The organism is Aggregatimonas sangjinii, assembly GCF_005943945.1.
Classification (GTDB): domain Bacteria; phylum Bacteroidota; class Bacteroidia; order Flavobacteriales; family Flavobacteriaceae; genus Pelagihabitans; species Pelagihabitans sangjinii.
In genome coordinates, this window is record NZ_CP040710.1 from 1,394,937 (window position 1) to 1,407,906 (window position 12,970).

Sequence of the window (12,970 nt, forward strand, 5' to 3'; positions counted from 1 at the left end):
TCAAGCCGGTCTACCGGGGAGGTAGATTCAAATAGTTCGTAGTTCAAACCGATGCTATAGCCACTATGTTTTTAGTTCTATTTCTATTAATTATCTCGAGCCTGTCTGCCCGCAGGGAGGCCTCTCCACCACCAAATTCAGAGCTTACCGCTTAAAGCCCCAAAACATCTTTCATGGTAAACACTCCTGTTTTGCCAACAAGCCATTCGGCGGCGATGATAGCGCCCAATGCAAAACCTTCACGGTTGTGTGCCGTATGTTTTATCTCTATACTATCGACAGCGCTGGAGTAATCGACCGTATGGGTACCCGGTACCGTACCGATGCGTTTGGAGTGAATCGGAATTTCATTCTCGGCTGCATCACCCAGTTTCCACGCGGCGTAATCGGTATGGTCTAAAATGCCCTCTGCCAAAGTAATTGCCGTACCGCTTGGGGCATCCAGTTTCTGGGTATGATGAATTTCCTCCATCGAAATGCTATACTGTTTTAATTGCGCCATCATTTTGGCGAGCTGCCGATTCAGTTCAAAAAAAACGTTTACCCCGAGGCTAAAATTGGAGGCGTAAATAAAGGCACCGTCCTTTTCATCACACAATTGCACCGCTTTATCAAAATCGGCCAACCATCCCGTTGTCCCACTGATTATCGGGACCTGATGTTCCAAACACTTGCTGATGTTCCCAAATGCCGAATCGGGCATGCTAAAGTCTATAGCGACATCCATTCGTGCGAAATCGATATCGACTGTATCGACATCTATCGTTGCAACGATCTGGTGTCCTCTTCTTACGGCTAGGGTTTCGATCATTTTCCCCATTTTCCCATAACCGAATAACGCTATATTCATAATTTTTATCGTTCTCGTTTAAAATCGGACGACCACCGCCATACCATAATTTGGTGTGGTCATTATCGGGTCTACATTGAGATATGGATGCCAATCGATACTCAGGTCATCATCTATATTAAATTGCTTCAGGTGTGCGTCTACATTTGCATCAACAATATTCAGAGCATATAAGATTATGGTTACGACTAGCGCCAGGTCGCGGTCACGCTGAAAACGTTCCTGTGCGTCTTCCAAAGCTGTATTCGGAACAAAAGGTTCGTCCGGGATGTTACCGTCATCCGGCGTTTGAAAATCCCAGAACTCATCATCGTTAAAGCCTGCCTGCCTTCTTTTAAAGGCATCGCGATACCTATTGTACTGTTCGTTGTTAAGGTCGTAAACATATATGCCCGTGCCAATCGCTGCGTAAACAATGGGTACTTTCCAATAGCGTTTATTGTACACTTGCCCCATTCCCGGAAAAATAGCGGATAAAAAGGCGGCTTTGCTCGGGGCCAAGGGATTAATGACCTTCTTTTTTTTAAAAATGGAGTCTTGCACCACAATACCTTGTTCCTTGAGATTCACTCCAAGGGAATCCTCGGGCTGTTCCTCGGTTTTTTCTTCCTGTGCCTTTACACAACAAGCGGAAGCTAGTACAAAGAAGAGTACGATGAGGTGTTTAGCCACTGATGATCAATTTTTTGATTCGATTGAATTCTTCCTCGGTAGAAAAGGGGATGGTTATTTTCCCTTTTCCTTTCTCAGTGGCCTGCACGGCTACTTTCGCCGATAGGTGTTCGGTTAATTCGTTTTCGGCCGATGTCGCAAAAGCAGGACTTTTAGCCTTTGATTTAGAAGTATTAGTGGGCGTTGACTTTTCATGATAAGCCTTTACCGCACGTTCTGTCTCCCTCACGGATAGGTTTTCGCCTACAATTCGCTCGTAAAGCGCTATTTGATCCTCCTTCTTTTCTATATTGACCAAAGCCCGGCCATGGCCCATGGTGGTAAAGCCATCACGAATGCCGGTCTGTATGATGGGGTCTAAACGCAAAAGTCTTAGGTAATTGGTAATCGTAGAACGCTTTTTGCCCACACGGTCGCTCATTTTCTCCTGCGTAAGTTGAATCTCGTCGATCAACCGTTGGTACGATAATGCAATTTCAATAGGGTCTAAGTCTTGTCGTTGAATGTTTTCGACCAGGGCCATTTCCAAGGATTCCTGATCGTTCGCAATACGAATATATGCCGGAATGGTTTTGAGTCCTACTAGTTTTGATGCTCTGAACCTTCGCTCCCCGGAAACCAATTGGTACTGGTTGAAATTCATCTTTCGAACGGTAATGGGCTGAATGACACCGAGTTCCCTGATGCTCGTTGCTAATTCGGAAAGGGCTTCATCATTAAAATTAGATCGTGGTTGAAAGGGGTTTACTTCGATCGCTTCCAAATCGAGTTCTACGATATTGCCTACGACCTTATCCGCGTTCTTATCGGCAACGGACTGAATATCATTTTCCGGATCTTTAAGCAATGCGGACAACCCCCGGCCCAATGCTTGTTTTTTGGTTGCTTTTGCCATTACACTTTTTCCTTGTTTCGTACCATCATTTCGTTGGCAAGATTCAAATAATTTTTGGCACCCTTACTGCTTGCATCGTATTTAATAATGCTTTCGCCATAACTTGGTGCCTCGCTCAAACGTACATTACGTTGAATAATGGTATCGAACACCATATCGGCAAAATGTTTACGTACTTCTTCGACCACCTGGTTCGATAGGCGCAAGCGGGAATCGAACATGGTGAGCAGCATTCCCTCGATATCAAGCTCGGGATTGTGTATTTTTTGGATGCTCTTTATGGTATTCAGCAGTTTGCCCAAGCCCTCCAATGCAAAATATTCGCACTGTATTGGAATGATAACGGAATCAGCTGCAGTAAGCGCGTTCAAGGTAAGTAGCCCTAAAGAAGGTGCGCAGTCGATAAGAATATAGTCGTAGGAATTCCTAAGCTCTCCGATAGCCTGCTTCATCATATATTCCCGTCGGTCTTTATCGACCAATTCGATTTCGATGGCTACGAGGTCTATATGCGAGGGTATGAGGTCTACATTGGGAGAGTCTGTCTTTACGATGGTCTCAGTGGCCGACTTGGTATGCTCAAGCAATTGGTAGGTGCCCAGTTCAACTTCATCTACGGCAATACCCAATCCCGATGTAGCATTGGCCTGCGGATCGGCATCGATCAATAACACTTTCTTTTCCAAAACGCCCAAAGACGCAGCTAGATTAACCGAAGTCGTCGTTTTTCCTACCCCACCTTTCTGATTCGCGATTGCGATAATCTTCCCCATAATACACTTATGTTAAGGGGGTAAATTTACAATTTAATAGAACGCTAAAAAATGATTTTTGTTAACACTAAGTGAACAACTTAGGTGTTCGGCGTTAAAGTTGGTTAAAGAACAGCCTTTTAGGATTATAATTAGGGAAGTCCGTGTACCATCATTATAGTAGCCTATATATTCCAAGTTGATGTAAATGTTAAAATTTTATAGGATAGTAGTTTGTACTACAATGATTTAAACCTAAATTGAAACACCTTGGAAGCCGCCGTTTTAATTAGCGATTACTTTAAAGATCGGTTTGGTTTACTTGGACAAGAGACAAGACACTTCACTGTTTTGTTTTCAGACTATCCTCATATTCGATAAGATAGATTTCTTCGTCTTTCTTTTTCAGATAGTACTTCTCCCGTGCAAATTTTTCGAGCTCCTCGGGGTCGGAGAGTCTTTCGATGACTTTCTTGTCCTTTTCGATTTCGACTTTTAAAAACTCACGCTTTTTTTCCAATTTTTCGATTTCTTGGTTCAGCTCCCTATGTATCAGCAAGGAGTTGGTGTCGAAAAAGACCATCCATATCACAAAACCGGTCAAAACGATAACATAAATACTGCTGAAGATAGCGGCCACCGAGAACCATTTACTTTGCCTGAAATTCTTCCAACCCATATTATGCTAATTTATCAGTAATAATGGTACGTACGATATCAACGGCAACGGTGTTGTACTTATTATTCGGGATGATGATATCGGCAAACTCTTTTGACGGTTCGATAAACTGCTCGTGCATTGGTTTAATGTTTGTCAAATATTTGTCCAGTGTCTCATCAAGGTTCCAGCCACGTTCATTTACATCGCGTTTCAAACGCCGGATCAAACGCTCATCCGAATCGGCATGAACGAATATCTTGATATCGAACATATCACGTATTCGGGCATTGGTAAGGATTAAAATACCCTCAACGATCATGACCTTGCTGGGGTGTGTCGGAATGGTTTTTTCCGTGCGGTTGCATTCCAAAAAAGAATATACGGGCTGTTCAATTGATTTTCCATCGCGAAGCTGAACAAGGTGCTTTTCCAACAGTTCAAAATCTATGGACTTTGGATGGTCGAAATTGGTCTTACGACGTTCTTCGAGCGTTAGTTCTGAAAGATCGTTGTAATAGGAATCCTGTGAAATCACACCCACTTCGCCCGAGGGAAGCTCGTTGATGATTTGGTTGACGACGGTCGTTTTTCCGCAGCCGGTTCCTCCAGCAATTCCGATAATCAGCATATTAGCGAATTTTTACCAAAAGTACATACTTTAGGGAGAGATGCAAGAGGTAAGAAACGAGAACCAAGACCGCTTTACTAACAGAGCCAAGATGTGATATAAATTTTTTTGGTCTTGTAATTCCTAAACATAGGTCTTTTGTCTTCAATCTTTTTTCTTGTTTCTCAGTTTTGAATCTATAAAGTTTATCCAGAAGAATGAGCTCAAAATTATAGGCCGATATGATTCCCCGTCTATTCGCTTATCGCTATTTTTGCGGGATGCAAAACGAGCAGGTAAAACCGGACTTTGAGTTTATTGCGTTAATGGCGTCTTTGATGAGTATCGTGGCCTTGGCCATTGATGCCGTTCTTCCGGCATTGACCGAAATAGGTCAGGCGATCAACACACCCGATCCTACAGATCATCAACTGCTCATTACCATGATTTTTTTAGGTTTGGGAGTAGGTCAATTGTTTTTCGGGCCTTTGTCGGATAGCTATGGAAGAAAATCAATCGTATATTTCGGTTTCGTACTATTTATCATCGCCAGTGCTATCTGTATTTTCGCTCCATCGTTGGAAATCATGTTACTTGGTCGGGTTTTACAGGGTATCGCACTTTCGGCTCCTCGAACCATGTCTATTTCCATTATAAGGGATACCTACAGTGGGGATTATATGGCCAGGGTCATGTCGTTCGTGACGGCCTTTTTTATTTTGGTTCCCGTAGTCGCCCCTCTGATCGGAAAATGGATTCTGGATGCGTTCGGATGGGAAGCGATTTTCTACTCCCAACTGTTTTTTGGACTATTGGTCGCGTTATGGTTTTGGAGACGGCAGGGCGAAACCTTAAAGCCTGAATTCAAGATTCCATTTCGGTTAAGTGTATTTCAAAGTGGATTCAAGGAATTTATGAAGTATCGGGAATCCGTTGCTTTCACTTTGGTTTCCGGTTTGGTCACGGGCGCGTTTTTGGTATACCTGAGTGCTGCCCAGCATGTGTTCGAAAAGCAATATCGGATGCCGGACGAATTCCCGTATATCTTTGCGGCCTTGGCCATTTCAATAGGCTTGGCTACTTTCATGAACGGAACTTTGGTGTTGCGCATAGGTATGCGAAAATTAGCTCTTATAGCCCTATTGGCCTTTTGCTTTTCTGCGGTGCTTTACTGTGCCCTGTACTATGACTCTAGCAATCCTAGTATTTGGATCTTGATACCCTTTTTATGTATTCAATTTTTCGGTCTAGGTTTTTTATGGGGTAATTTTCGCGCCATCGCTATGGAACCGCTGGGGCATATCGCCGGCATCGGTGCTGCCATCAATGGCTTCTTTTCTACGGTAATTTCGGTGCCGATCACCATCTTTATCGGTAATTTTATTGCGGACACCGTTTGGCCCATGTTCGCCGGGTTGGCATTATGCGGACTCCTGGCTTTGGCGATCATGTTGGTGGTCAGGAAACCCAAGGTAGTCAAGAGCCCCATAACTCCTTGAACGTTTAGGGTTCATAAATCTAATTGAGGCAGTATTTTTTGTGAACAGCACTATTGGCTCACTGGATGATCCTATTTCAGGTATGAAAACCCAATAAGCGTATCAGCGCCGCCTCATATCTTCTACAGTACATTGTCCATGATATGTTTGACCACTTCAGGGTTCAGTAGAGTGCTGGTATCCCCTAAATTTGAAGTGTCGTTTGAGGCTATTTTCCTTAAGATACGACGCATGATTTTTCCGCTTCGGGTTTTGGGTAGACCGGAAACGAATTGAATCTTGTCCAGTTTGGCAATGGGTCCGATTTGCTCCGTGATCTGCTGGTTGATTTCCTTCCGTAAATTTTCCCTGTCCCGACTTTCACCCGTTTCCTTTAAGATGATATAGCCGTAAAGGGCATTTCCCTTAATGTCATGCGGAAAACCGACCACTGCCGACTCGGCGACGGCTGGATGTTCGTTGATGCTGTCTTCGATCGGAGCGGTACCTAAATTATGTCCAGAAACAATAATCACATCATCGACCCTTCCGGTAATCCTGTAATACCCGACGGCATCGCGTAAGGCACCATCGCCCGTAAAATACATGTCTTTATAGGCTGAAAAGTAGGTTTCCCGATAACGCTCATGGTTTCCCCAAATGGTTCGTGCCATGGCCGGCCAAGGGAATTTAATACACAAACGACCATCGACCTGATTGCCCTTTATTTCATTTCCTTCCTCATCCATTAAAGCGGGTTGCACCCCGATAAATGGCAATGTGGCATAGGTCGGGGTAGTGGGTGTTACGTAGGGGATGGGCGTAATCATCATGCCTCCGGTTTCCGTTTGCCACCAGGTATCTATGATCGGACTATTTTTCTTGCCCACATTGTTGTTGTACCAATGCCAAGCCTCCTCGTTGATGGGTTCCCCTACCGAACCGAGTACTTTAAGACTGCTCAAATCGTGTTTTTCCACGAAATCCAAACTCTCTTTTGCCAAAGCGCGAATTGCGGTTGGCGCGGTATAAAATTGATTTACCTTATGCTTTTCGACCACTTCCCAAAAACGACCGAAATCAGGATAGGAGGGAACCCCCTCGAACATAAGGGTCGTGGCACCGTTAGCCAAGGGGCCGTAGACGATGTAGGAATGACCGGTAATCCAACCAATATCGGCGGTACACCAGTATACATCCTCTTCCTTATATTGAAAGGCATTTTTGAAGGTATAGGCGGTGTAGACCATATAGCCCGCGCTAGTATGCACCATGCCCTTGGGTTTACCCGTAGAGCCGGAGGTATATAAAATAAACAACGGATCTTCGGCATCCATAACTTCTGCCACATTATCTGCATAGGCTTCATCGAGCAAGGGCTGAAGCCATTTATCGCGTCCTTCTTTCATTGCGATATTGGAATTGATACGTTTTGCAACAAGCACGTTCGCCACTCCCGGGCAATCTTCCAAGGCCTTGTCTACAATGCCCTTTAAATCGATGGTTTTGGCACCGCGGTACGACCCGTCGGAGGTAATGACCATTTTACAATCCGAATCAATGATTCTAGTCGATAAGGCATTCGCCGAGAATCCGGCAAAGACCACGGAGTGAATCGCTCCAATACGCGCACAGGCTAAAACGGAGATGGCCAGTTCGGGAATCATCGGTAAATAAATACAAACCCGATCACCTTTGCCGATGCCGTTTTCGAGGAGTACGTTTGCCATGCGACAGACCCTTTCATGTAGTTGACGATAGCTAATGTGTTCTGCTGTTTCATTGGGATCGTTCGGCTCGAATATGATGGCGGTTTTGGTACCACGTGTCGGCAAATGACGATCTAAACAGTTTTCGGTAATATTGAGTTTCGCCCCTTCATACCATTTTACTTCCGGTTTGCTAAAATCCCAGCTAAGTACCTTGTCCCACTTTTTTCGCCACACAAAATGCTCTTCGGCAATCTCTTCCCAGAACGCTTCAGGGTTTCGAACCGACTTTCGATAAACTTGAAAATATTCTTCTAAATGTTTGATATGGTAATTGCTCATAGAATAAAATGGTTAAATAAAAGAAGTGCTTCGACAGGCTCAGCATGACATCGGTCTTCGTGATTGTCCGAAAGCGAACAGTTGGCTTTTCTTTAGTCCAGGATTTTTGTGGATTAAAAATACTAAAAATTAATGTCCCGTAGCTTCCCCGGCACCACTCGGAATACGAATGTCTTCCACTATATCCTGAACATTCTGCGGTGGTGGAGGGGTGAACTGCATCACCACGATGGCAACAATGAAATTCACGATCATGGCGACCGTTCCGAAGCCTTCGGGTGAAATGCCGAACCACCAGTCTTTTGCAAGTCCGGCTACGGCCTCCTTGCCACCATCGAAAATTCCGAATTTGAATTTAAGCATGTAAAACAGCATCAATACAATTCCGACGACCATGCCGGCGATCGCTCCTTCTTTGTTCATTTTCTTATAGAAAATACCTAGGACAATGGCAGGAAAAAAGGATGCTGCCGCCAGACCAAAGGCCAAGGCGACAACCGCCGCTACGAAGCCCGGTGGGTCAATACCAAAATAGCCCGCGATAACGACGGCTACCGTAGCGGCGCCTCTGGCGGCCCAAAGTTCCCCTTTCTCGGAGATATCCGGCTTGAGTACCTTCTTGATCAGATCATGAGAAATCGATGAAGAGATGACCAACAACAGGCCAGCAGCCGTTGAAAGTGCAGCGGCCAAACTACCAGCGGCTACCAAGGCGATGACCCATGCGGGGAGATTGGCTATTTCGGGGTTGGCCAATACCATGATTTCTCGATCAACGGTCAACTCATTCAACTTGGCATCCGCAACATATTGAATCTTACCGTCGCCGTTCTTATCGTCAAAAGCAATCAATTCTGTCTTTTCCCAAGTTGAAAACCATTTGGGCATATCGGCATAAGGCTGATTACTGACCGTATTGATCATGTTCGTCCGTGCAAATACCGCCACGGCAGGCGCAGTAGTGTATAAGATGGCGATGAGCAATAAGGCCCATCCCGCGGACTTCCTGGCATCTTTCACCCTTTTTACCGTGAAAAACCTGACGATGACGTGGGGCAGACCGGCGGTACCGACCATAAGGGCCAAGGTAATGGCAAAAATATCGGTCATCGATTTGGAACCGTCGGTATATTCATTGAAACCAAGTTCGGTCGAGAGTCCGTCTAACTTATCCAATAGAAAAGTTCCGGAACCGTCGTTCAGCGTAGAACCCATACCAATTTGTGGAATGGGATTTCCTGTCATTTGAATCGAGATAAAGATTGCGGGTACCATAAAGGCGAAAATCAAAATGCAATACTGGGCAACCTGGGTATAGGTGATGCCTTTCATTCCACCAAGTACGGCATAAAATAGAACGATGATCATTCCGATAATCACTCCAGTGTTGATGTCGACCTCCAAAAAACGAGAAAAGACCAATCCTACACCGCGCATTTGACCCGCAACATAGGTAAAAGAGACCAACAAAGCGCAAATTACGGCCACAATACGTGCCGTATTGGAGTAGTACCTATCCCCGATAAAGTCCGGAACTGTAAACTTCCCGAATTTACGCAGGTAGGGGGCAAGCAGCAGTGCCAAGAGCACATAGCCACCGGTCCACCCCATGAGATAAACTGATCCGTCATATCCGGCAAAGGCAATAATCCCGGCCATGGAGATAAAGGATGCGGCGGACATCCAATCGGCTGCGGTCGCCATTCCGTTGGCAAGTGGGGAAACACCACCGCCCGCAACGTAGAACTCTTTTGTGGAACCCGCCCTGGACCAGATGGCAATGCCGATATAAAGGGCAAAGGTGATTCCGACTAAAATATAGGTCCAGGTTTGAACGGTCATGCAAATGGTTATTGGTTAGTAGTTATTGATTATTGGTGATCGGAGCGTCATTTTTAAATCCAACACCGCACATCGAGCGCCAAATAACCTATTCATCATACCCGTATTTTTTATCGAGCTTGTTCATCAAACGTACATATACGAAGATTAAAATGACGAATACATAAATGGATCCCTGCTGAGCGAACCAAAAACCGAGTTTGAAACCGCCTATTTTAATGGTGTCCAGGGCATCTTTAAAAAGGATTCCAGCCCCGTAGGAAACTGCGAACCATATGAACAGGAGTATGAAAAGGTATCTTACGTTTTCTTTCCAGTAGGCGGTTGCTTTCTTCTGTTTGTCAATCATATAGTATCTCTTTTTTCATTTCCGCCCAGACGGAAATCCAATTTCGTAACAACAAGTTCCTAAGATAACGATTTCCGGTTGACCTTTCAGGATGGTAGAAAGAGTACCCCGCTCGAAGAATCCCTTTTGGCACCGGTAACGGATTTTAACACATTGATTTCTTGCTCCATGCGGAGAGCTCCCATCAGCGCAAAGACTACAGCTTCCTTGAATTCAATCAGTTCTTTTTTAGGAACGACTACTTTAGTATGCTCCCCCAGTTTTTCCTGAAGAACGTCGATAAGGAAATGGTTTAAGGCACCCCCACCGGTCACCAATAGGGAGCTCCCGCTTTTCGCGGTGGCATTGAGTCTTATTTGCTGTGCTACTTTTTCGCAAATATGATGTATGGAGGTGTGCAAAAGATTTTCGATGCGGTCATCCGTACCATCTACTATGGGGGCTACTTCTTCAACAAACCATTCATATCCGATAGATTTAGGATGGGGCAGTAAATAGTATTTCAGTCCGTTTAAACTATCCAGCATCATTTGATTGATGCTACCGGACCGTGCCAATTCTCCCCCTTTATCATAAGCCAAATCGATTTTTCTGGTGATATAGTTCAAAATCATGTTCGCCAAACCAATGTCGTAGGCAATGCGCTTCCCTTTTTGTTCTAGGGATATATTGCTTATCCCTCCGAGATTCAAACAAAAATCATAGTTTCCGAAAAATAATTCATCCCCGATAGGAACTAAAGGAGCGCCTTGACCGCCTAAGGCCACGTCGTTCGTCCTAAAATCGCAAATAACCTTATGGCCGCTCTCATTGGCCAAATGTTGCCCGGAACCCATTTGAAAAGTGAGTCCGTTCTCAGGCTGATGATGGGTAGTATGCCCGTGACTTGCGATAAAATCGATGTCGAGCTTTTTCTCTAAAACAAACTGTTTTGCCTGTTGCCCTAACCAGGTGCCGTAGGTATTATGAAATTGCAACAACTCGTCCGCCTTCAGGTAGATGGAATCCTTTAATTCGCCTTGCATGGCCTCGGAATAGCCAACGCTCTTGGTTTCGATGATTTCAAAGGTCCATTGGTCCGTTCCTTTCGTAATATAACAATAACAGAGGTCAAGGCCATCTAAGGATGTTCCCGACATCAGACCTAAGATTTTGTATGTTTTCATTGTAACTGGTTTTGTGCCTGGACTGCTTTATAGCTACGTTGTTTGCACTATAGATACAGCCAGCTTTCCACTGGCTTTGATTTTGCCCCTAAAATGATTTGCGGCGACCTCTTGGAACTCTGTAAAATTTTGATAGACGACCACTACGGCAATAGCCTTTTCGATACTCAAATGATTTAAAACATATGGATTGCCAAAGAGATACAGCACCACCTTCCTCGTCTGTAATAATTCGTTTATCAAATCAATTTCTTTTTGGGGTATTCCGAAATTATTAGCTGGTTTTACCTGCGGAGGAAAGAGAGCCAAAAGCACATTTTCTTCATTTTTATCGAGCGTTTCACCTATCGCTTTACTAGTGAACTTTTTATACTCTTGAATTAAATTAAAAAATTGATTTTCAATAGTATATGAATTTTTAACCCCCGTAAAATTTAAACTAAAAAATTTGGAAATGGCCAAAGGGTCGCCTGTAAGCAACGTTAGGCTCCGACCCGCAATTTTTCGATTGAGCTGATGAGCCAAATTGGGTTTAGGCCGTGTATCTGCCTTACCCATAGCCAAGTTCGAATTTGTTGTCAAAGTCTGAAGAGCCCTTTCTTTTAGCCTCCAGAAACGTTCAAAGCTTTCATCGATTTGGTCAGTTGAAGCATTCTTGAGGATAGTTTCGATTCCCTCGGGAATGTTTTCGGCAAAACACAGTACATCATTTCCCGCATCGAAAGCGAGCCATTCCAAATCGCCCTTACCGGGATGGTTCTTAGAAACGGCGTGCATGTTCAAAGCGTCGGAGATGACTACGCCGTTGAAACCCATTTCATCCCTTAAAACTCCTTGGATGATCTCTTTGGATATACTGGAAGAGTCCATTTTTCCTCGTGCCAAGGCCGGAACGGACAAATGCCCGACCATTACGGAATCAACGCCTTCCTCAATCAATTTTTGAAAAGGATATAATTCATTGGCCACTAACTCTTCTTTCGACTTATCGATCAAGGGCAGTGCCAAATGTGAATCCGTGGCGGTGTCTCCATGACCGGGAAAGTGTTTGATGCTCGTCAGTACTCCTTCGCTTTGTGTGCCTTTCACAAAAGCCAACGCTTTTTCGACGACATTCATTTTGTTTTCCCCAAAAGAACGATACCCGATTACAGGGTTGTTCGGATTGTTGTTTATGTCAATACATGGGGCCAGGTTCCAATGAATGCCCGCGGCTTTGCAGTCTTTGGCGATTTGCTTCCCTACCTCATAAATAAGTTGGTCATTGCCCTGAAGTGCACCCAAGGTAATGGCATAGGGATATTGTGGCGTGTTTTCGATACGCATGGCCAGACCCCATTCGGCATCGATGGCGATCAATAATGGGTATTTGGCCGCGGATTGATATCTTTCGATGAGTTTGCGCAGCGTTTCTAGGCTATTCTTATTATAGACCACTTCCTTTTTGCCTTCGTAATTCGTAGCGGCACTAGCTTTACTATGAAAAAAGCAGAGGGAGCCAATGTCATGTTTTTGAATTAGTTTTTCAAGCTTTTGAATGTCCTCTTCGGTATCGTTTATAAAGGCCGCAGGCATAAAGAATTGTCCTACCTTTTCGGATAACGGTAAGCTATTTTTAGCGATTTCGTAAGCGGGTATCTTTTTCAT

At 44.5% G+C, this 12,970-nt stretch carries 12 protein-coding genes; 1 reads left to right on the top strand and 11 read right to left on the bottom strand.

Features of this window, described 5'->3' with window-relative positions; genetic code table 11:
• Nucleotides 1-151 precede the first annotated feature (151 nt).
• The 6 genes from dapB to udk form a co-directional block, all read right to left on the bottom strand.
• On the bottom strand, nt 152-850 hold the full coding sequence (gene dapB / locus FGM00_RS05660; protein WP_138851964.1) for a 4-hydroxy-tetrahydrodipicolinate reductase: 699 nt from the start codon (nt 848-850) through the stop codon (nt 152-154).
• Between the two features lie 18 nt (nt 851-868).
• A complete protein-coding gene (locus FGM00_RS05665) occupies nt 869-1,522 on the bottom strand; it encodes a DUF5683 domain-containing protein (protein ID WP_236262939.1) in 654 nt (217 codons plus the stop codon).
• Nucleotides 1,515-2,417 (bottom strand): ParB/RepB/Spo0J family partition protein, encoded by a 903-nt coding sequence (locus tag FGM00_RS05670; RefSeq protein WP_138851965.1) that lies wholly within the window; start codon nt 2,415-2,417, stop codon nt 1,515-1,517. The genes FGM00_RS05665 and FGM00_RS05670 overlap by 8 nt, the downstream gene beginning before the upstream one ends.
• Nucleotides 2,417-3,190, bottom strand: coding sequence for a ParA family protein (locus tag FGM00_RS05675; protein WP_138851966.1), 774 nt, complete (start codon nt 3,188-3,190; stop codon nt 2,417-2,419). The genes FGM00_RS05670 and FGM00_RS05675 overlap by 1 nt, the downstream gene beginning before the upstream one ends.
• Before the next feature lie 322 nt (nt 3,191-3,512).
• Entirely contained in the window at nt 3,513-3,848 is a 336-nt protein-coding gene (locus FGM00_RS05680; protein WP_138851967.1) for an FtsB family cell division protein, read from the bottom strand.
• 1 nt (nt 3,849) lies between these two features.
• A complete protein-coding gene (gene udk / locus FGM00_RS05685; protein WP_138851968.1) occupies nt 3,850-4,458 on the bottom strand; it encodes a uridine kinase in 609 nt (202 codons plus the stop codon).
• A gap of 260 nt (nt 4,459-4,718) precedes the next feature.
• Here udk and FGM00_RS05690 point away from each other — a divergent pair, with 260 nt between their 5' ends.
• The gene (locus FGM00_RS05690) at nt 4,719-5,936 is read left to right on the top strand and encodes a multidrug effflux MFS transporter (protein WP_138854638.1); all 1,218 of its coding nucleotides are present in this window, start codon (nt 4,719-4,721) and stop codon (nt 5,934-5,936) included.
• Nucleotides 5,937-6,058: 122 nt separating this feature from the next.
• Here FGM00_RS05690 and acs read toward each other — a convergent pair whose 3' ends face one another.
• The 5 genes from acs to FGM00_RS05715 form a co-directional block, all read right to left on the bottom strand.
• Nucleotides 6,059-7,966, bottom strand: a complete 1,908-nt coding sequence (gene acs / locus FGM00_RS05695; RefSeq protein WP_138851969.1) for an acetate--CoA ligase — start codon at nt 7,964-7,966, stop codon at nt 6,059-6,061.
• A 129-nt stretch (nt 7,967-8,095) separates the two neighbouring features.
• Nucleotides 8,096-9,808, bottom strand: a complete 1,713-nt coding sequence (locus FGM00_RS05700) for a sodium:solute symporter family protein (protein WP_138851970.1) — start codon at nt 9,806-9,808, stop codon at nt 8,096-8,098.
• An 88-nt stretch (nt 9,809-9,896) separates the two neighbouring features.
• Nucleotides 9,897-10,157, bottom strand: coding sequence for a DUF4212 domain-containing protein (locus FGM00_RS05705; RefSeq protein ID WP_138851971.1), 261 nt, complete (start codon nt 10,155-10,157; stop codon nt 9,897-9,899).
• Between the two features lie 86 nt (nt 10,158-10,243).
• Nucleotides 10,244-11,323 carry an anhydro-N-acetylmuramic acid kinase gene (locus tag FGM00_RS05710; RefSeq protein WP_138851972.1) on the bottom strand — a complete coding sequence of 360 codons (1,080 nt, stop codon included), beginning with the start codon at nt 11,321-11,323 and terminating at the stop codon, nt 10,244-10,246.
• 33 nt (nt 11,324-11,356) lie between these two features.
• The gene (locus FGM00_RS05715; RefSeq protein ID WP_138851973.1) at nt 11,357-12,970 is read right to left on the bottom strand and encodes a glycoside hydrolase family 3 protein; all 1,614 of its coding nucleotides are present in this window, start codon (nt 12,968-12,970) and stop codon (nt 11,357-11,359) included.